The 19,482-nt window shown below is 62.2% G+C and carries 17 protein-coding genes; 6 read left to right on the top strand and 11 right to left on the bottom strand.

The window, feature by feature from the left end:
- Window positions 1-83 precede the first annotated feature (83 nt).
- From R3P95_RS17075 to R3P95_RS17060, 4 genes are read right to left on the bottom strand one after another with little or no spacing between them, the layout of a single operon-like run.
- Window positions 84-1,190, bottom strand: a complete 1,107-nt coding sequence (locus tag R3P95_RS17075) for an ABC transporter substrate-binding protein (RefSeq protein ID WP_317548985.1) — start codon at window positions 1,188-1,190, stop codon at window positions 84-86.
- Window positions 1,190-2,950 carry an ABC transporter permease gene (locus R3P95_RS17070; RefSeq protein WP_317548984.1) on the bottom strand — a complete coding sequence of 587 codons (1,761 nt, stop codon included), beginning with the start codon at window positions 2,948-2,950 and terminating at the stop codon, window positions 1,190-1,192. The genes R3P95_RS17075 and R3P95_RS17070 overlap by 1 nt, the downstream gene beginning before the upstream one ends.
- The gene (locus R3P95_RS17065; RefSeq protein ID WP_317548983.1) at window positions 2,947-4,062 is read right to left on the bottom strand and encodes an ABC transporter ATP-binding protein; all 1,116 of its coding nucleotides are present in this window, start codon (window positions 4,060-4,062) and stop codon (window positions 2,947-2,949) included. The genes R3P95_RS17070 and R3P95_RS17065 overlap by 4 nt, the downstream gene beginning before the upstream one ends.
- A gap of 45 nt (window positions 4,063-4,107) precedes the next feature.
- Window positions 4,108-5,238, bottom strand: coding sequence for a PrpF domain-containing protein (locus tag R3P95_RS17060; RefSeq protein WP_317548982.1), 1,131 nt, complete (start codon window positions 5,236-5,238; stop codon window positions 4,108-4,110).
- Between the two features lie 181 nt (window positions 5,239-5,419).
- On the opposite strand from R3P95_RS17060, the gene R3P95_RS17055 reads away from it, so the two are divergent.
- A complete protein-coding gene (locus tag R3P95_RS17055) occupies window positions 5,420-6,316 on the top strand; it encodes a LysR family transcriptional regulator (RefSeq protein ID WP_317548981.1) in 897 nt (298 codons plus the stop codon).
- Window positions 6,317-6,329: 13 nt separating this feature from the next.
- On the opposite strand, the gene R3P95_RS17050 is transcribed toward R3P95_RS17055, so the two are convergent.
- Both R3P95_RS17050 and R3P95_RS17045 read right to left on the bottom strand, forming a co-directional pair.
- On the bottom strand, window positions 6,330-7,466 hold the full coding sequence (locus R3P95_RS17050) for a PrpF domain-containing protein (protein ID WP_317548980.1): 1,137 nt from the start codon (window positions 7,464-7,466) through the stop codon (window positions 6,330-6,332).
- Window positions 7,467-7,579: 113 nt separating this feature from the next.
- Complete coding sequence (locus R3P95_RS17045) at window positions 7,580-8,971, bottom strand: SLC13 family permease (protein ID WP_317548979.1); 1,392 nt, start codon at window positions 8,969-8,971, stop codon at window positions 7,580-7,582.
- A 138-nt stretch (window positions 8,972-9,109) separates the two neighbouring features.
- Here R3P95_RS17045 and R3P95_RS17040 point away from each other — a divergent pair, with 138 nt between their 5' ends.
- Window positions 9,110-10,057 (top strand): LysR family transcriptional regulator, encoded by a 948-nt coding sequence (locus R3P95_RS17040; RefSeq protein WP_317548978.1) that lies wholly within the window; start codon window positions 9,110-9,112, stop codon window positions 10,055-10,057.
- 26 nt (window positions 10,058-10,083) lie between these two features.
- On the opposite strand, the gene R3P95_RS17035 is transcribed toward R3P95_RS17040, so the two are convergent.
- Entirely contained in the window at window positions 10,084-10,263 is a 180-nt protein-coding gene (locus R3P95_RS17035) for a hypothetical protein (RefSeq protein ID WP_317548977.1), read from the bottom strand.
- Between the two features lie 80 nt (window positions 10,264-10,343).
- Here R3P95_RS17035 and R3P95_RS17030 point away from each other — a divergent pair, with 80 nt between their 5' ends.
- Window positions 10,344-10,574, top strand: a complete 231-nt coding sequence (locus tag R3P95_RS17030; protein ID WP_317548976.1) for a hypothetical protein — start codon at window positions 10,344-10,346, stop codon at window positions 10,572-10,574.
- Between the two features lie 88 nt (window positions 10,575-10,662).
- On the opposite strand, the gene R3P95_RS17025 is transcribed toward R3P95_RS17030, so the two are convergent.
- Window positions 10,663-12,291 carry a BCCT family transporter gene (locus R3P95_RS17025; RefSeq protein ID WP_317548975.1) on the bottom strand — a complete coding sequence of 543 codons (1,629 nt, stop codon included), beginning with the start codon at window positions 12,289-12,291 and terminating at the stop codon, window positions 10,663-10,665.
- 121 nt (window positions 12,292-12,412) lie between these two features.
- Window positions 12,413-13,453: an Lrp/AsnC family transcriptional regulator gene (locus R3P95_RS17020; RefSeq protein WP_317548974.1), complete on the bottom strand. Its 1,041-nt coding sequence runs from the start codon at window positions 13,451-13,453 to the stop codon at window positions 12,413-12,415.
- A gap of 129 nt (window positions 13,454-13,582) precedes the next feature.
- Between R3P95_RS17020 and R3P95_RS17015 the strand changes: the two genes are divergently transcribed.
- Together R3P95_RS17015 and R3P95_RS17010 are read left to right on the top strand one after the other, a co-directional pair.
- Window positions 13,583-14,809 carry a M20 metallopeptidase family protein gene (locus tag R3P95_RS17015; RefSeq protein WP_317548973.1) on the top strand — a complete coding sequence of 409 codons (1,227 nt, stop codon included), beginning with the start codon at window positions 13,583-13,585 and terminating at the stop codon, window positions 14,807-14,809.
- Window positions 14,806-16,128 (top strand): MFS transporter, encoded by a 1,323-nt coding sequence (locus R3P95_RS17010; RefSeq protein ID WP_317548972.1) that lies wholly within the window; start codon window positions 14,806-14,808, stop codon window positions 16,126-16,128. The genes R3P95_RS17015 and R3P95_RS17010 overlap by 4 nt, the downstream gene beginning before the upstream one ends.
- A 137-nt stretch (window positions 16,129-16,265) precedes the next feature.
- On the opposite strand, the gene R3P95_RS17005 is transcribed toward R3P95_RS17010, so the two are convergent.
- Both R3P95_RS17005 and R3P95_RS17000 read right to left on the bottom strand, forming a co-directional pair.
- Window positions 16,266-17,930, bottom strand: a complete 1,665-nt coding sequence (locus R3P95_RS17005) for a BCCT family transporter (protein WP_317548971.1) — start codon at window positions 17,928-17,930, stop codon at window positions 16,266-16,268.
- Window positions 17,931-18,109: 179 nt separating this feature from the next.
- A complete protein-coding gene (locus R3P95_RS17000) occupies window positions 18,110-18,955 on the bottom strand; it encodes an endonuclease/exonuclease/phosphatase family protein (RefSeq protein ID WP_317548970.1) in 846 nt (281 codons plus the stop codon).
- 95 nt (window positions 18,956-19,050) lie between these two features.
- Between R3P95_RS17000 and R3P95_RS16995 the strand changes: the two genes are divergently transcribed.
- Entirely contained in the window at window positions 19,051-19,470 is a 420-nt protein-coding gene (locus R3P95_RS16995; protein WP_094671256.1) for a nuclear transport factor 2 family protein, read from the top strand.
- Window positions 19,471-19,482: the final 12 nt, after the last annotated feature.

The raw sequence follows: 19,482 nt of genomic DNA, 5'->3' as shown, positions 1-19,482 counted from the left end.
TCTCGCCAAGACTTGTCGCCGTGCCTGGAACAGCAATCGGAGCCGCCGGTCCACTGGACGCAGCGACCCCGATTCCACGCTGCCTATTCGTTGTAACCGAAGATCGCGTTCCATGTTTCCTGGTCGTCCGCGGAATTTTCGATCGACTCCGACTGCGTGATCCGGTTGACCTTGGGGTCGGTGAATTCCGGCAGCTCTATTCCGCGGATCACCGGTGGATCGATGTCGTTGCGCACCGAGTACTCACCGAGATCGCTGAACACCTGCTGACCCCTCTTGGAGAGATTCCAGTTCATGAATACCTGCGCGGCCGCAATGTTTTTCGCTGTGGACGCCACACCGGTGTAGTAGTCGTAGGCCGTAAGTCCCTCCTCCGGTACCACGAAGTTGACCGGCGCATTCTCGTTGTTTGCGATGTTGACGCTACTCACCACCACGGTCCCTGCTTCGATCTCGCCGCGGGCGAGCGCATCGAGCTGGGCCCCGATAGAATCGAATACTCGCGCTTCCGAGGAGTATTCGCGCAGGTAGTCGTCGCCGAGAACCTCCCGTTGGAATCGCGTCAACGCCAACGCGCTACCGCCCGCTCCGGCTTGAGCGATACCCAGATTCCCCTTCCATCGATCGTCGAGAAGATCCGACCACGCCGCCGGCCTGTCGTCGCCCTCGATGAGCGCACTGTTGTAGCCCATCGTGTAGATCGGGTCGAAGGTCCGGTAATAGTTGCCGCCGTCGAACACGACGTCGTCCTGCAGCTCCGTCGCCGTCGGAGGTGTGTACGGCTGGAACACACCACGCTTGCTGAGTCCGCTCACGAAGCCGGCATCGGAGATCCGAACGACGTCTGCGTCCAATCGGCCCGCACCGTACTCGGCCACCAGTCGCTCGTAGAGGCGGTTGGGTGTGAGCCGAACGAGGTTGACGTCGAGTCCGGTGTCCTTCTCGAAATTCTTCAGCACCGTGGCCTCGGTGACTGCGGTGTAGCCGCTGTAAAGAGTGATGCCGCCCTCGGCCTGAGCCTGCGTCCACAGGTCAGGATCGGCGATCTGCTCACCGTCGATGACGAGGCCGTCATCGGTGATGATCTCCTCCGCCGCCCGAGCCAGATCCGGCCGCTCGGGCGGTGGTGAGCATGCTGTGCCCATTGCCGCTGCGACGCTGAGCGCGATTGCTGTGACCATTTTTCTCATCAGACGGTTTCCTTGGATCCGAAGCGGCGCGACAGGACGGCGAGCACACCGATCACGACGCAGTACAGCAGGCTCAACTCGGCTGCCGACTGGAACGATCCGTTGTCGTAGGCGTCGAAGATCGCGATGGACAGCAACCGGGTATCGGAGGTGAACAGGAACAGAGCTGCGGTCAGTTCACGCATCGACAACATCAGCAGCAGCAGGAATGTGGAGGACAGCCCTACCTTGAGCAACGGAGCGGTGACGAAGGAGATCGCGCGGTGCCGCCGTGCACCCAGCATCACCGCGCTGTCTTCCAAGTCCTTGTCCAGCTGGATGATCGACGCCGATACACCGCGGTAGCCCTGCGGAATGGTGACAGCGACGAACGCGATCACCAGCACCGCGAGTGTTCCGTAGATCGGCAGAGGAAGCGCCAGCCACGTCCACAGCAGACCAAGACCGAGCACGATGGCGGGAACGGCGAGCGGCAACATTGCCAGGTACTCCAACAGCTTTCGACCTGGAGCGTTGGTGCGGTACCTCGTGTACGCCAGGGCGAAGCAGAAGGCGGTACCGATCGCAGCTGTAGCGACACCGACGATGACGCTGTTGGTCATCACGCTGCGGAAGTCCGCGCTGCGCAACGTTTCTCCCAGTCCCCAGAACGACAGCGCACCGGAGTCGAAGAGCTGACCGATGTTCGCCACGTACGGGCTGGTCTGCAGCGCAGCCAACACCAGTGCGATCAGCGGCAAGAGAACGGCCAGTGCAAAGTAGACCCAAGCGAACACTGCAGCCGGGATGCGCCATGCACGCAGCGGAACCTGCCGCGCCCGGACGCCTTTGCCGCTCACGGTGGTGTACTCCTTGCTGCTCATTGCACGCTGCTGGAATGCGACGACGGCGACCAGCAGGACGGTGAGCACCACCGCTACCGCGGCAGCGTCGTTGCCGCGGGCCGGCGACGCGTTCATCAGTCGGTAGATCAGAGTCGGCAGGGTGTCGACTCCGCCGGGCACGCCGATCACCTGTGCGACCGGGAAGTTCTCCACGGTGAGCGCGAAAACCAGTATCCCCGAACCGATCACGGCCGGCATGACGAGTGGGAACGTAATCTTGCTCAGCATCTTCGTCAGCTTCGCACCGTGCAGGCTGGCCGCGTCCTCGAGGTCGGGGTTCATCAGCGACAGCGCGGAGTGGACCATCAGGAACGGGTATGGCGCGTAGTAGATGCCGAGGATGAAGATCATTCCGCCGAAGCTGTAGATGTCGATGAAGCCGGGTAGACCGATCGCCGTCAGCACCAGGTTGATGTACCCGGTAGCCGGCCCGGCCAGCAGCGCCCAGGCCAGTGCCCCGACGAGCGCCGGGAGAAACAGCGGCGCAATACCGATGCCGTAGATCATCTTTCGACCCGGAACGTTGGTTCGCGCGGCCAGGAAAGCGAGCGTGCACCCGATCGCCAGCGCGACGATCGAGGACCCGATGCCGACCAGTGCCGAGTTCCACAAGGCACTCTGCGCGGTCGAGGAGCCGAGCAGCGCGAAGTTGTCGAGGGTGAAGTTACCGAAGTCGAACAGCGACGTGCGCTCGGCGTTGTCGGTGAATGCACCCATCACGATGAAGAACATCGGGAACAGCACGATCACGGTGAGCAGAGCCAACTGCAGAAGCGTCGGAATCCACTTCTTGAGCCCGGGTCTGCGCTGGGGTGCAGGCGTCTCGACCGACGGCTTCGTGGTGCTGACAGGCCGATCGTCGGTAGGGGCGCTCATACCGGCACCGCCTCGGAGGCGACGCGATCGTCGACGAGAACCTGAGCTCCACCGGGAACTGCGGTGACCCGTGCACGTTCTCCCATACCCAGGATGCGGCTGGCGTGACCGGTGGCGACGGCTTCGATCTCGGGACCGTCGTCCAGTGTCACGCGGTACCGAATGGACGCTCCCTGGTAGCTGGCGACATCGACTGTCCCCATCCAGGACTGGCCCTCGGGCTCGGCATCGTCCAACGGCGTAACCAGCAGATCCTCGGGCCGCAAGCACACCACGACGGGGCCATCGGCCGCCGACGCTGCATCGACCGACACTGCAATCTGTCCGAACTCCGTCAGCTCCATCATCGAGCGCGTTCCCGACGCAGCCGTGGCACGGAAGATATTGCCGACACCGAGGAATTCGGCCACCGAGGCCGATCTCGGTGCGGTGTAGATGTCCTCCGGAGTACCGATCTGCACGATGCGTCCGTCCTGCATCAGCGCAATGCGGTCTGCGAGGGCGAACGCCTCGACCTGATCGTGCGTGACGTACACGGTGGTCAGTCCGAGGCGAAGCTGCAACTCGCGCAATTCCATCCGGAGTCGTTCACGCAGCCGCGCATCCAGGTTCGACAGCGGCTCGTCGAGGAGCAGCACGCTGGGACGCATCACCAAAGACCGAGCCAGCGCCACGCGCTGCATCTGACCACCACTGAGCAGACTCGCTCCCCGGTGCGCCATTTCCCCGAGCCCTACGAGATCGAGGGCTTCGAGGACGCGCTGGTTCATTTCGGTCTTGTCGACCTTCTGCATCTTCAGTGAGAACGACACATTGTCGAACACCGTCCGGTGCGGCCACACCGCGTAGGACTGAAAGACCATGCCCACGTTGCGCTTGTGCGGCGGGATCGTCTTGTTCTTGTCGGAGTCGTGGACGACGCGATCACCGATGGTGATGCGGCCGGCGCTCGGGGTCTCGAGCCCTGCGACACAGCGCATCGTGCTGGTCTTGCCACAGCCGGACTGCCCCAGCAACACCAGGGATTCTCCGTCGGCGATCTCCAGGTCGAGGTCGCGGACGACGGTGTTTCCCGAGTAGGCGAGGCTCAGATTCTCGATACTAACCTTCATGGTCTTCCTTTTCTTCAGACGTCGATACCGTGTTCAGAGATGGAGCTATCCGATCGAAAGTGCGCTAGCAGCAACAGAAACGAACAGTTCCGCTGTCGCGATCCGGCGCGCTGCCCGGTGCAGGGTCACGCTGGTGAGATTGCCGTCCGCAGTGAAGTCGACGCCGACCGACAGCACACCGGCAGGCGTTCCGAGGCGCAGGGTCGAGGTAGTGGCACCGCCGATGACTCGATCCACCACACCGCCGCGCACGGTTGCCGCAGCGGCGACCGCCACTGCCGACGTCAGACCGATCGACGGGTGTGGTGCCATCATCGACAGCATCCGCACGCAGACGTCGTACTCGCCTGCCGAGACAACTGTTCCGTCCTCGAGGCGGAAATCCACTGGCGGCGCGATGATGCCGACCTTGGGCACCGCATGGGTGATCGGATCCTCCGGGCGAGACAGACCCATCAGCAGTGCCGCGCTCCGACGCAGTTCGACCAGCAGCGGAACACGTTCTGCCAGTTCGACAGTGGTCTCCGCACCGGTCATTCCCAGATCGGATGCGTCGAACAATGCAGCGGGGGCTCCGGCGACGACCATGGTGCCGCGGTACCGTGAACCGCCCAGTTCGACGGTGTCCTCGACTGCGCCGGTGGGGAGCAGGCGGGTGCGATCGGCGGCGAGGTCGACGAACGTCAGCCCGACCGGAACTCCGAGCGCGGACGTGCCGGCAACCTGGGCCGAACCCTCGGACGGTACAACCCCGCCCGGGGTGTCGATCTCGGTGAGCAGCACCGCCCCGGTGTTGCGATTGCGCAGTCGCACGACGGTGGTGACCTGATCGACCGCGACCAAGCCCTGCTGCAGCGCATAAAGCCCGATAGCTGTTGCACAATTTCCACAGTTGCTTCCCCACTCCACTTTTCGGTCGCCGATGGCAACCTGTGCGAAGAGGTAGTCCACATCGATGCCGTCCTCGGAGGACCTACTGACGATCGCTGCTTTGGATGTGGTCGAGCTACCACCGCCGACGCCGTCGAGCTGGCGTGGATCCCCGGATCCGAAGGCGGAAACCAGTATTTCGTCCAGGCTTCCTGCTTGTTCGATCAGTGGCTCGACGTCGACGGAACTGAAGAGCCAGCACTTGCTGGTCCCTCCCCTCATCCACGTGCCACGCAATGAATACATCCTCGGATTGCCTTTCGATCGGTGCTCTCGAAAACGTTCGAGCCGTTGAACATTCAGGGAGCGGAGCGCTCGTGTGATGCAGCTCTCGTATTGGTGTTGTACATAGCCTGCATCACACAGCCGTCGAGTACAATTACGAAAAAGTCGAGATCCCTTAACTTTTACTGAAGGCGGTTCGCGCATGTTCGATACCCGACGCCTGCTGCTTCTGCTGGAGGTCGTACGAACCGGATCCATCACAGCAGCCGCAACTCGGCTGAGCTTCACCACATCTGCGGTCTCACAACAACTGAGCAAACTCGAGCTCGAAGCGGGGCAACCATTACTGGAGCGCCATGCCAGGGGCGTTCGCCTGACCGAAGCCGGTGAAGTTCTGGTCCGTCACGCAGAACGAATCGAGATTCAATTGCGCGCTGCGCGAAACGAACTCGAAGACCTCTCCGGCCTGCGCGCAGGAACACTGCGAATAGGGACCTTCCCCACGGCGGGTGCCAGCCTGTTACCGCCCGTGGTGAAGCTGTTCAAATCTCGCCATCCCGCGGTAGCCCTGACGGTTCGTAGCTCCCGGTTCGCTGGACTACGGGGAATGCTCGACACCCGAGAGGTGGAGCTGTCGTTGCTCTGGGACTACGAATGGGCTCGAATCACCGACGCAGAACTGACCGTGCACCAACTCATGATCGACCCGACGATGCTCGTCGTTGCAGTCAATCACCATCTGGCCGAGCGCACTTCAGTTCATATGAGCGAGTTGGAGCACGAGCAGTGGATCACTCGAGAAGATTCCCATCCCGTCGGTACGGCGCTCGAACGCGCATGCCATGCCGCCGGGTTCTCGCCCTCGGTCTCGTTCGCTGCGAACGACTACCAGGAAGCTCAGGCAATGGTGGCCGTGGACCTCGGCGTCTCGTTCGCGCCGCGCATGGCACTGTCCAACATTCGCGACGACGTGCGCCTGGTTCCGTTGAAGGGCGCACCGTCTCGGCGCATCCTGCTGGCCCACTTGGCGGAACAGAAGCTGTCGCCGAGCGCGACCGTGCTCCTCAAAATGTTCGAGGACGTGGCGGCCCGCCTCTGAAAAGCGATGCTGCTCAGGCCGAGTAGGCACCGACCAGTGTGCGCACGGGCACCACGAACAGATCGGCGGTGGCGATACGTCGCACCGCCCGATGAAGCGTGACCGAGTGCAGAAATCCGTCCCCGTCCATGACGTAGTCGACATCGAGCACGCCTGCCGCAGTGCCGATGCGGAGTGATCCGGGCCAGCCGATGCGGGCATTGGCGGTGACCACACCTCCGGTGACTGTGACGGCCGCTGCCACGGCCACCGCCGACGTGAGTCCGATCGCCGGGTGCGGGGCCATCATGGAGAGCATCCGCACCGAGATGTCGTAGTCTGCGGCAAGGACGCGCTCCCCGGTGGTCGTGGTGTAGTCCGCCGGAGGTCCGACGATGCCGACCTTCGGAACAGCATGCGACACAGGCTCCTCGGGTGTGCTCAACCCCATTCGTAGAGCCGCCTTCGTGCGCAGCGCAATGAGCGTGGGAACGTGAGCGGCGACGAGGTCGTTGCTCTCGGACCCGCCGAGCCCGAAATCCGCGGCATCGAACAAGGCTGCGGGAGCACCGGCCCGAACGAACGTTCCTCGGAACTCTCTGTCGCCGAGAGAAACCCGATCGATCTCGGCACCGGTGGGAAGCATCGTCACTCGGTCCGAGGCCGGATCGGTGAAGGTCAACCCCACCGGGACGCCGAGGGCAGTGGTTCCGGGGACGGACGCGTCTCCCTCCGCAGGAATGCGTCCGCCCGGGGTGGCGATCTCCGCCGCCAGAATCGCGCCGGTGTTCTCGTTGCGCATCCGCACGACAGTGATGCGATCGTCGACGGCGACGAGACCGGTCTGCACTGCATAGAGACCGATCGCCGTCGCGCAGTTTCCGCAGTTGCTGCCCCACTCCACGGTTCGGCTCTCGATGGCTACTTGAGCGAAGAGATAGTCGACGTCGATACCGGGTGCGCTCGAGCGTCGCACGATGGCTGCCTTGGAGGTCGTCGAGCTGCCCCCACCCACTCCATCGAGTTGCCGTGGATCGCCGGAACCGAAGGCTGCGGTCAGGATGTTGTCCAGCCCGCCGGCGTCGGCAACGTACGGGTCGATGTCGACTGCATTGAACAACCAGCACTTGCTGGTGCCCCCACGCATCCACGTTCCACGAAGAGTGAACATCTGCTGTGCCTTCCGATCGGTATCCGATCCTTCCACCCTGCGACAGTGGAGGATCAAGCACAATTACGAAATATGTTCATGCCATGCAGCAGTGCTTAACGCGACCGGTCCACTCAGAGGAGAGCCGGAACGACGACCAGGATCAACCAGCACAGGGCAGGCGCGATGGCCACGACGATTCCTGCGTTGAGCAAGAGCTGACGGTAGAAGCGAGGGCGCTCGATGTTCTGCGCGTTGGCCAGGACGAGCGCACCGTTGGTCGAGAAGGGCGAGACGTCGACGACGGTGGCCGAGATCGCCAGGGCGGCCACCACTCCGACGACGGGCAGTGCACCGGTTCCCAGCAACGGCATGGCCAGCGGAATGACAGCGGCCAGCAGGGCGGTGGAGGACGCGAACGCCGAGGTGACACCGATGACGTAGCAGAGGACGATGGCCACGATGATCGGAGCTCCGATGGTGATGGCCATCTCGGCGAGATGGTCGATGGTGCCGACCTCCTGCAGGATCGAGATGTAGGTGACCATGCCCGCGACCAGCAGAACCGTCGACCAGCTGATGTCTGCGATGGCTTCGTTCTGCTTCTTCAGATCGGTGAACGCCAGAACGGCTCCTGCGGCGATCGCGATGAAGCTGATCGGCAGGTGCAGGACCAGAACGAGCACCAGAAGAGCGCCGATGAGGAAGAGGGTGAGTTTCTGTACGAACGTGACCGGGGCCGGTGCGTCGACCAGCGTGGTTGTCGTCGGACGGGTGAGCACCTGGGTGCTGCCGCCTGAAGTGCTGCCGCCGCCCATTTCGCTGCCGGTGGGGACGGAAGGCCGGACGGGTGATCCGCCCACCGGGCCGCTGCCGGGTGCGGGGTCGGAGGATCCAGTTGCGGTGTACGCGAAGCCCTTCATCCGAGCCAGGGCTGCGTAGCCCGTCACAGTGAGGACCGAGAGCAGCAGGTTGATGCCGTAGCTGGCGAAGAACAGGGTCCACGGGTCGAGAGCGAGGCCGTTGGACTCGACGATGTCGCGGACCAGAACACCGGATACGGAAATCGGTGAGAACGCGCCTGCGTGGGCACCGTTGATCACCATGATGCCCATGACCAGCGGGCTCATGCCGGTCCGAGCAGCGAATGCCATCGCTGCGGGCACGATGAGCGCAACTGCGGCGGGACTGAAAGTGCCCAGCGCCGTCAACACCGAGGCGACGAAGAAGAACACCCACGGCACTACCGTCACCCGGCCATGCACCGCTCTGATGCAGCTGTTCACCAGCAGATCGATGGTGCCGTTGCGTTTTGCCATACCGAAGAAGTAGGTGACGCCGACGATGGTCAACACGATCGAGCTGGGGAACTCGTTCAGGATTTCCTTGTCGTCGAATCCCAGTGCGAAGTACCCGACCACGAAGGCACCGATGAAGCCGAGGATGCCGATGTTGATCGGGAAGAAGGTTGCGATCACGAACATCGCAACCAAAGCGATGAGCGGGAGGATCTCGATGGAGGTCATGGAAGGTCTTTCGGGTGGCCGGTAGGTGCTGGGTTACATCCGCACTCGAACGTTGCCCTTGTCACATTATTGACCGATGCGTTTTAGGACAATATCGTTTTACTACCCCCTCGTTTAGCTGAGCTGAAGGACATTCGTATGAACCACACGTTCGACATCGTGACGTTGTTCCTTCTTCTCGACATTGCCGAGGCCGGCTCCCTGACCGCAGGTGCCGAACGGGCGAACATGACCCCTTCCGCGGCATCCCAACGGATCAGCAAGCTCGAACACGGCATCAAACAACCGGTGTTGACCCGCTTGCCACGCGGCGTACAGCTCACTGAAGCGGGTGAAATTCTCACCAGCCGTGCCCGCCTGTTCCGACGGGAGATGCGGGCCGCAAGCGGCGATCTCGAAGCCATCCGGGGACTCGAACGCGGTTCGGTCCGGCTCGGCTCGTTTCCCACTGTCAGTGCGTCGCTGCTCTCCGATGCGCTGAAGGACTACCACTCGCGCTGGCCGGGTGTCGACGTTCGGGTTCGGTCGGCCGTTCGCCCACAACTGCTGGACATGCTCCATTCGAGCGAAATCGACCTGGCGCTGCTGTGGAGTTACTCCTGGACCGAGGAGGCGGAACGTTCGCTGTCACTCGAGCCTCTGATGGAAGACCAGACCGTGCTGTTGCTACCGATCGACGACGATCGCCGAGGACAGGACGTGTCCCTGCACGACCTCCGAGGCGCACGGTGGATCATTCGAAGCAACGACCACCCGGCAGCGGAGGTTCTCTATCGCAGTTGTCGCGTAGCAGGATTCGAGCCCGACGTCGTGTACGAGGCCCACGACTACCAGGAGATCGAGGCCATGGTCGCGGCCGGCGTCGGCATCGCCATGGTCCCCCGACTGTCGGTGGTGCATCACAGACCCGACGTCACTACGATCGACTTCCCGGAATCGGACCACGTGCCGACGCGAGTCATCTACATCGCCTCGCTCGCTCGGCGTCAATACACCCCCGCCATGTACGCGATCTCGAACGCCTTACGCGGTGCCGCCGAACGCGCCACCTACGGCAACCGCATGCACACCCAGGCTGTGCCCTGACCGTCGCTCGAACTCGGCGAGCGATGTCACCCGAACTCGAGCATCAGTGCTCGGTGGTCTGACACTTCCGATGTCGCGACCAACATGTAGCTGGCACTCCGAATCCCTTTCGTATAGATCGCTGTTCGCGTATCGGCACCTCCGACGAGGTCGGTCAGCTCGTCGCACATGCCGTCGCCCCACGCATTGATCGATACGATCTTCACGGCACCACGATGGCAGACGGAGTCGAATTGGAACGTTCTACTTCCAGTGCAACCGGATGACCTGTGGCACCGTGGGGGTAGTGGAACCTATGCGCCCGGTCGACTACACCGAGCACCCGAATGCCGCATTCGAGAAGCGTAAGCAGCGCCGATGGCGGATGTTCTTCGGAATGCTGGTGCTGTCGCAGTTGATCGTCTTGACCATCTTCGGGGCAGAGTTCTGGTGGGTGGTTCTGGTCTGTGCTGCGGTGTTCGGTTTGTACGAACTCCTGTGGTCCGTGCTGGATCGCGCCAAATCTTACGAAAGCTGACGCAACTACACGCGGCCGATCGAGACCCACGCACAACGACAAAGCCCCGAACCGCATTGCTGCAGTTCGGGGCCGGAGTCGACAGGCTCTACGAAACCTTGTCCTTCTTGCGCCGAGGTGGCGGGTTCAGAATCATTGGATCGTTGCTCAGATCCCTGTACAACGAGACGCACAGTCCGATCATCACCACCACGAAGGGTGCCGCGGCGATGATGGTCATCGTTTGCAGTCCGTTGAGCGCGTCGGAACCGCCGGTCCACAGGATGATTGCCGCTGTTGCGCCGGTCAGCGTGCCCCAGAACACGACGACCCACTTGCTCGGCTCGAGTGTTCCGCGCTGCGACAGCGATCCCATCACCATCGACGCGGCATCCGCTCCGGAGACGAAGAAGATACCGACAAGCACCATGACGAGAACGGTCGAAATGCCGAACAGGGGCAGGTTTTCGAGCATTCCGAACAACTGCGATTCGGTGCTGTCGCGGGTCGCGAGGTCGATGCCGTCTTGCTGTTCACCGATACCGGCACCGCCGAAGATCGCGAACCACACCAGCGACACAGCACTCGGGATCAGAATGACACCGACGATGAATTCACGGATGGTGCGGCCACGGCTGATGCGCGCCAGGAACATTCCCACGAACGGGGTCCAGGAGATCCACCACGCCCAGTAGAAGATGGTCCACGACGAGAGCCACGAGGCCGTCTCCGGATCCGAGTTCGCTGCCGACCGAGCGGACATGTCGAACAGCTGAGACGCGTAGTCGCCGATGCTCGTCGGAATGATGTTGAGGATGAACACCGTCGGACCGACGACGAACACGAAGATGGCCAGGACAAGCGCAAGCACCATGTTGGTGTTGGAGAGCCACTGAATGCCCTTGGACACACCGGACACCGCCGATGCGACGAACGCCAGCGTCAGCAACGCGACGATGGCGACGAGCAAGAGTGTGCCGCTCTGACCGATCCAGCCGACCACCTCGAAGCCCGAACCGATCTGCAGTGCACCGAGTCCCAGCGATGCTGCAGTACCGAACAGCGTCGCGAAGATGGCCAGGATGTCGATGACCTTGCCGATCGGACCTTCGGCGCGGCGACCGATCAAGGGAATGAACGCGGAGCTGATGAGTTGCTTACGCCCGCGGCGGTACGTGCCGTACGCGATCGCCAGGCCCATCACTGCGTAGATGGACCACGGGTGCAGGCTCCAGTGGAACATGGTGGTGGCCATGGCGGTTCCGACGCCACCGTCCGTTCCCGGAGGTGGTGTGACGAAGTGCGTCAGCGGCTCGGAGACGCCGTAGAACATCAGGCCGATACCCATTCCGGCGCTGAACATCATGGCGATCCAGCTGACGGTCCTGAATTCGGGCTTCTCACCGTCTGCACCCAGCGGGATACGCCCGAACTTGGACACCGCCAGATATAGCGAGAAGATCACGAACCCGGTAGCGGCAAGAATGAAGAGCCAGCCGAGGTTGGTCACGAGCCAGTTCAACGTCGACGACGAGACGGACTCGAGACTGTCGGGTACCACCAGTCCACACACGATGATGGCGACCACAACGACCGCTGCAACGCCGAAGACCACTTTGTCGAGTCGAGGTGGGCGGATGGACGACGTCGATGCCGTAGAGATCCCGCTCTCGCCTGCGTCGACCCGGTGACGGTCAGGGTCGGACGAATCGACCGGTACGTGCGTTCGGGAGGTCATAGATGTCCAGGTAACGCCGTATTTGCACTGTTGGCAACTCAGAACACGGAGTCGCTCCAGGGATATGCTACAAACCGGACACCATCGTCGACCGTCCTGAAGAGCCGGAAGCTGCGGACAGTCACCGTGGAAGCGTCCACGACGACCCACCGAGAGTGGTGACGTATCCGGTTGCGCGGCCCTGGGCACCGAGTTCCCAACCCATTCGTTTCCGTGAACGCAGCGTCACCGACGATTCGATGATGTGCAAGCTCGGAGCCCGACTTTCGAGCCATTCCTGTACTCGCAGAATATCGGGCACGGAGGACACCCACATGCTGAGTAGGAAGTTCGCGGGTCCGGTGAGCGACATGCAGAGTCGCAGTTCCGAACGCGCACGGATTATCTCGACGACCTCCTGATGCGCCTGCACGGGGAGCCGACACCACCACGTCACGGTAATCGGCCAGCGCGTAGCATCCTGTGCCACTTCACATCTCAGCACGACTGCGCGAGAACGCAGAAGCGCAGCAAGCTGCCGCCGAACGGACGACGTAGGTCGACCGAGCGCGGACGCTATTTCAGGGGCCGACGCCCGGCCGTTTCCCGTCAGTTCACCGACGAGCGAGCGCGCCACCTGATCGGTCAGGCTTTCCGGACGCGCGTACCCGGACCGATCAGGTGATTCGCCGAGCGCGGCGACCGCGGAATGCTGTGCGCCATCCAATGAGTCCAACCTCCACCGACTTCCTTCCACGTGCAACGCCGTGCACGTGTGGGTTTGAGTCGATCGAACACTGTCGAAGCCCGGCAGATCGTCGAGCACCAAACCGGTCAGCTCGTCGAGCGACGACGTCTGCACCGTCAACACCAGGTCTCTGCCACGCGCAGCATGCTCGATCGACACCACTCGCGGATCCTGGACCAACGCATCGACAAGCTCCGCTGAGCCGACGCGTCCACACGTCACCTCGATCATGGCGGTGATCGCACCCGCTCCGGTCAACGGTGCTGGGTACGCGGTGATCCACGCCAGCCCACGCTCGACTATCGAATGCCATCGCCGAGCCAGCGTCGCCGCGGTGGAACCCAGGATAGGAGCGAGATCCGTCCACGAAGCCCGCGGTGCGATCTGGAGAGCATGAACGAGCGAAAGTTCGGATTCGGTCAGCATTTCTTGCACAGAACACCTTCATGGGTTCGCTGAGTGATCGCTTCTGACGAAGATGGGTGCTCCTCGTAGGGGCAACCAGACACTATGACGACGGACACAGTCAACCCCGATGGATGGCTGTCGACACGAAGGTGATCAATGAATCTACTGGACGACGCCCACGCCTTGGCCGGCGATCTGAAGCAGCTCCGACGCACACTGCATCGGCAGCCCGAGGTCGGTCTGGACCTGCCGCGTACGCAGGAAACGGTGCTGCAAGCACTCGATGGCCTGCCACTCGAGGTCCGTACGGGCACCCGCACGACGTCGGTGACCGCTGTTCTGCGCGGAACGAAACCGACTGACAACTTCGCGCGCACAGTGCTCCTCAGAGCCGATATGGACGGACTACCGGTTACGGAACAGACCGGCTTGGACTTTGCCTCGCAGAACGGTGCGATGCACGGCTGCGGCCACGATCTGCACACTGCCGCATTGGTCGGTGCCGCCCAGCTGCTCTCACGTCATCGTGACCACATCGCAGGCGATGTGGTGCTGATGTTCCAACCGGGCGAGGAAGGTTGGGACGGCGCAGCGACGATGATCGAGGAAGGCGTGCTCGACGCATCGGGCCGACGAGCGGACGCGGCCTACGGATTGCACGTCTTCTCCTCCCAACAATCCAACGGCACATTCTTTTCCCGACCCGGCACCTTGCTCGCCGCGTCGTACCGACTCATCGTCACCGTTCGAGGGGCAGGCGGTCACGGCTCGTCCCCTTCGACGGCACGTGACCCGGTGACGGCGATGGCCGAGATGATCACATCGCTGCAGACCATGGTCACGCGCACCTTCGACATCTTCGATCCCGTAGTCGTCACGGTCGCGAAGGTACGAGCGGGCGCACGCCACAACATCATTCCCGACGAGGCGTACTTCGAGGCCACGGTGCGGTGCTACTCGGAAGTCACGTACGACGCCGTACCCACCGCGCTGCGACGGGTTCTCGACGGAGTCGCGTCGGCACACCGCGTCGACGTCGACGTCGACGTGATCGCCGAGTTTCCGATGACCGTGAACAACGCCACCGAAGTCCAGCTCGGGGCAGCGACGGTCGTCGAACTTCTCGGTGAGGAGCGGTACGAAACGGCTCCACACCCTCTGTCCGGATCCGAAGATTTCTCGTACGTACTCCAGGACATTCCCGGAGCTTTCATCGGATTGGGGGCATGCATGCCCGACGCCGACACTGCTACCGCGCCGATGAACCACTCGCCCCGAGCCTGTTTCGACGATTCCGTCCTCGCCGACGCCGCGACTGTCTACGCCGGACTGGCCATCGGACGGCTCGACCACACCCCCTCACCAGAAAGCGAAGCACGATGACCGAGAGCGCAACCACCGGAGTGACACCGAGCCAAGCTCGACCGAACGACCGATGGGAGAAGACCAAAGCCATTGTGGGAGTGGGGGCCGGAAACGGAATCGAGTACTTCGATTGGACCGTCTACGCGATCTTCGCTGCCTTCTTCGCGCCCCAGTTCTTTCACACCGGATCTCCGGTCTCCGACCTACTGGCATCGTTCGGTGTCTTCGCGGTCGGTTTCGTCGCACGTCCCTTCGGCGGTCTGCTGTTCGGCTGGTTGTCCGACCGCCGTGGACGCAAGCTGTCGATGACACTCGCTGTCGCACTGGCCTCGATCGGTAGTCTCGTCATCGGTCTGACGCCGACCCATCAAACGATCGGTGCCGCAGCGGCCGTCGTCCTGGTGCTGGCCCGTCTTGCTCAGGGCGTCGCTCACGGCGGTGAATTACCCTCCGCGCAGACGTACATCATCGAGTACGCGCCCTCCGAACGTCGGGGACTGTGGTCGAGTCTGATCTACATCTCCAATACCTCGGGCGTGGTCGCAGGCACGCTCCTGGGTGCCCTGTTGACGACAACGCTGACCGGTGAGCAAATGACGGACTGGGGATGGCGACTTCCGTTCCTGTTGGGCGGCGTGCTCGGACTGTTCGTGCTGTGGATGCGTTCGCGCATGGCCGAGACCGAGGTATACGAGAAGTCCGGCGATGTTCACGCGAAAACATCGATGAGGGAGCAATTCTCGGCACATCGGCGCCAGGTTCTGCAGGTGCTCTTCTTCAGCGTCGGCGGCACGGTCTTCTACTACGTGTGGGCAGTATCGGCACCGGCCTACGCCATCACGGTGCGCGGAATCGACCCGTCCGGCGCATTGTGGGCGGGTGTGGGAGCCAATGTCGTCTTGATCGCATCACTCCCCGTCTGGGGTGCACTCTCGGACAGAATCGGGCGAAAGCCGGTGCTGTTCATAGGAAACATCGGAATCGCGCTGCTACTTTTTCCGCTCGACGCCATGGTCGGATCCAGCGCGCTCACGTTGTTTCTGGCGATGTCGGTGGCGTTGTGTGCCATCGGAGCAATCCTGGCCGTCATGCCTGCGATGATGGCGGAGCTGTTTCCCACCGGCATGCGAGCCGCGGGAGTAGGGGTTCCGTATTCGATCGCGGTTGCCGCGTTCGGTGGAACTGCTGCCTACGTGCAGACATTCTTCGCCGAGCGTGGAACGCCGGACCTGTTCCAGTGGTACACACTTGCTCTGCTTGCGGTATCCATAGCCGCTCTGATCACAATTCCCGAGACGAGAGAACGCGATCTGGCCGCTTCAGAGGTCGATTCGTAGCGACTGGGTGGGTGGGCTCGTGCGAAGAAGCGGGGACAGTACGGATCTCCACCCCTGTTTCGACCGTGCTGCCGCCTCTCGCCCTTCGTCGCGAAACAACACAGTAGGCATGCTCTCTCGTTGATCGATGTCCGAAATTACGCTCGGTCCTGTGTGACCTCGAAGTCTCTTGCCAGGCTCGACGAACGCACTTTCTCGGACTCGGTGCGCGACGTCTGGCCATTATGTTCCATGAACTGTTCCCTCGTGAGCGGTACAACCTTCACTCGCTCGGCACGCAGTCCCATCACCAACGCAATGATCATCAGCGACACCAGAATGAAGATCGGCAGTCCGATCACGGTGATGACCTGCTGCAGGGCTTGCAGTCCCGCCTCACCGCCGAGCACGATCAGCGTTGCGGCCACCGCGCCTTCGGTGACGCCCCAGAACACGCGCTGCCGCACGGGGCCCGCTTCACCGTCACCGGAGCACAGCATGTCGATCACCAGCGATGCCGAGTCGGACGAGGTTGCGAAGAACAGCGCCACGACGACCACGGCGATCCCTTGAACCAGGGTCGCGGCCGGGAAGTTCTCGAAGAACGTGAACATCGCCAACGGCACGCTCTCGGACACTGCTTCCGAGATCGAACCGCCGTTGCCACCGATTCCGTCGATTCTCATTGCAGACCAGCCGAATACGACGAACCACACCAGTGTGAACAGTGACGGCGCAACCAGAACTCCGGCGACGAACTGGCGGATGGTGCGGCCCCGCGAAATTCGTGCGAGGAAGACGCCCATGAACGGGGCCCAGGTGACGGTCCACGCCCAGTAGAAGACGGTCCAACCACCCTGCCATCCCCACCCGCCGTCGGAGGTGAACTCGGCCATGGCGTCGTTCCAGAAGGACAGCGGAACGATGTCCTGTGCGTAATTGCCGAAGCTCTCGAACACCTGGCGCAGCAGAAAGACGGTGTCCGACGCGATCAGGACGAAGATCATCAAACCGACCGCGACGAGGATGTTCAGGTTGGAGAGGCGACGCACGCCCTTGTCCAACCCGACGGCAATCGAAATCGTCGCAACCACAGTGAGTACGCCGATGATCAGCACCTTCGCCCACACGGCATCGGGAAGCCCGACAAGCTCACTCAGTCCGGCGTTGATCTGAGAAGTACCGAGCCCCAACGACACTGCCAGTCCGAAGATCGTGCCCAATACTGCGAATACATCGATCGTCTTGCCTATCGGACCCGAAATGCGTTCCTTCAGAATCGGATAGAACACCGACGACACGCGCATCGGCAGCTTGTACCGGTAGATGAAGAAGCCGAATGCCAACCCTGGCAACGTGAAGATCGCCCAGGTGTGCAAGCTGAGGTGATAGAGCGAGATACTCATCGCATCCTGGGATGCTTCGACACTGTAGGGCTCCACGTCATCGAACGACGGCGCGGAGAAATGCGAAATCGGTTCTGCCACACCCCAGAACATCAACACAGTGCCGATTCCGCCGGCGAAGAGCATTGCGAACCACGACAGGTTCGAATACTCGGGTCTGTCGTCGTCCTCACCGAGCCGCAGATGACCGTACTTACTGACGGCAACCCAGATCAGGAACACCAGCCACACCGTGACGCCGATGATGAAGAACCAGCCGAGATTGGTGACGATCCACTCCCTCCCGACACCGAACGCGTTTCCCACCCAGTCCTGGAAGACGAGGAACAGAACCAGCAGTGTGATCGTGAGGCCGGCCGACACGAAGAAGATGTGATTGTCGGTTCTGAGGCCCAGTTTGCGAGCAAGTGTGTCCACGGTTGCCGTCACCATCCTCGACGGCACGGTTCGTCGGATTCGGTTCCTGCGCGGTCGTTGGGGCGTGCCGTCGCCGAACTTTAACAATTCTTTACTCGAGCCGGCCTGTCCACCGCTGCAGCCGAGTTGTTACCTGCCCGAGACGGGCAACGCGCCGAGCTCGAACCAGGACCCGGCCCTCAGATGTCGAGCGCAAGTGCTCGGTGATCGGACACCTCCGGCGCGGCGACGACCTCGAATCTGCGTACCGCGAACGGCGAGGACACCAGCAGATAGCTGGCACTGCGCACTTGTTTCGTGTACCTCGACGTTCGGGTATCTGCCGATCCCACCATGTCGGTCATCCCATGCTCGGCCAGCAACCTGAACGTCTCGCTCGACGGCAGCAGATTCAGGTCTCCGCACAGGACGATTTCGTCACTCACCGCCCGTACATGCTCGACGATCTCCGCTAGCTTCTGGGCCTGCTCGAACCTAGCGGGACTGTCGCCCTTGCCTATTGGATCTCGCAGCCCGTGCACTTGGATGACAGAGATGAAGCTTTCGGCTACGCGATCGCGAACGGTAATCGTCAGGGCAGCTCGCGGTCGGTCGTCAACGTTCCACTCCGCGTGATCGACGAACCGGGAGTGAACGAACCTGGCATCGATTCCTACGACGGGAACGTCGTCACGCACCCAGGTGGCGATGCCGAAGTCCTGCCTCAACTCGGTGCCGTCACCGTCCGTGACAGGCCCCGCGTCGTTCGCGACGAAATGCGGTGTATATCCGGGAAGCACCGCCGACACGTCGTCGAACAAGTTCAGCCGTTGCGGCAGAGTGCGCTCACCGTCCGCGAACGTCGCCCAGCCCGATCGATGCGGAGTGCGAGTGACCTCCTGAAGACAAATGACATCGGCTTCAACGGTTTTCAGCCAGGCGACGAGCTCGTCGTACATGGCACCACCCCACGCATTGATCGACACGATCTTCACGGCGTCATGATGGCAGACGCGGTGATACCCACGCAGTCCCTTTTCGGTCACCGCGCGCGGACCCTGACTCGACTATCGGGCGGACCGAACGTAACGTCGACATCAATACGCACTACGCGTGCGAATAGCGCACCAAGGAGACGCCGATGCCCGGTCCCGACTCGACAACCGTTGCCGATATCCAGCTTCTTTACGGGAGGCAAAGCCACGCAATCGATTCCGGACGCGCGGCGGAGTGGGCCGAGACATTCACCGCGAACGGCGTCTTCGATTCGCCCAGTTATCCCGAACCCGAGGTCGGCAGCGACCAGTTGACCGCATTTGCCCAGCGCTTCTTCGACAGCGCGATCGAATCGAATGAGAAACGCAGGCATGTCATCACGAACATTGCCGTCGATCTCGTGAGTGTCGATGAACTGATCGTCGACTGCTATCTCCAAATCATGGCAACGCCACGTGGCGGCGATACCCGGCTCGTCCGGTTCACGTCGGTCCGTGATCGTGTTGTACGAGTGGATGATCGGTGGCGTATCCAGCACAGGACCGTGTCCCGCGACGACGCCTGACACCCCCCCAGC

This window comes from Rhodococcus cercidiphylli (assembly GCF_033042225.1).
Classification (GTDB): Bacteria; Actinomycetota; Actinomycetes; order Mycobacteriales; family Mycobacteriaceae; genus Rhodococcoides.
This window is presented reverse-complemented; position numbering and strand designations above follow the sequence as displayed.

Excerpts from the sequence above, each read along its gene's own strand:
- R3P95_RS17075 (WP_317548985.1), bottom strand. The coding sequence starts at position 1,190 with ATGAGAAAAATGGTCACAGCAATCGCGCTCAGCGTCGCAGCGGCAATG.
- R3P95_RS17070 (WP_317548984.1), bottom strand. The coding sequence starts at position 2,950 with ATGAGCGCCCCTACCGACGATCGGCCTGTCAGCACCACGAAGCCGTCG.
- R3P95_RS17065 (WP_317548983.1), bottom strand. The coding sequence starts at position 4,062 with ATGAAGGTTAGTATCGAGAATCTGAGCCTCGCCTACTCGGGAAACACC.
- R3P95_RS17060 (WP_317548982.1), bottom strand. The coding sequence starts at position 5,238 with ATGTATTCATTGCGTGGCACGTGGATGAGGGGAGGGACCAGCAAGTGC.
- R3P95_RS17055 (WP_317548981.1), top strand. The coding sequence starts at position 5,420 with ATGTTCGATACCCGACGCCTGCTGCTTCTGCTGGAGGTCGTACGAACC.
- R3P95_RS17050 (WP_317548980.1), bottom strand. The coding sequence starts at position 7,466 with ATGTTCACTCTTCGTGGAACGTGGATGCGTGGGGGCACCAGCAAGTGC.
- R3P95_RS17045 (WP_317548979.1), bottom strand. The coding sequence starts at position 8,971 with ATGACCTCCATCGAGATCCTCCCGCTCATCGCTTTGGTTGCGATGTTC.
- R3P95_RS17040 (WP_317548978.1), top strand. The coding sequence starts at position 9,110 with ATGAACCACACGTTCGACATCGTGACGTTGTTCCTTCTTCTCGACATT.
- R3P95_RS17025 (WP_317548975.1), bottom strand. The coding sequence starts at position 12,291 with ATGACCTCCCGAACGCACGTACCGGTCGATTCGTCCGACCCTGACCGT.
- R3P95_RS17015 (WP_317548973.1), top strand. The coding sequence starts at position 13,583 with ATGAATCTACTGGACGACGCCCACGCCTTGGCCGGCGATCTGAAGCAG.
- R3P95_RS17010 (WP_317548972.1), top strand. The coding sequence starts at position 14,806 with ATGACCGAGAGCGCAACCACCGGAGTGACACCGAGCCAAGCTCGACCG.
- R3P95_RS16995 (WP_094671256.1), top strand. The coding sequence starts at position 19,051 with ATGCCCGGTCCCGACTCGACAACCGTTGCCGATATCCAGCTTCTTTAC.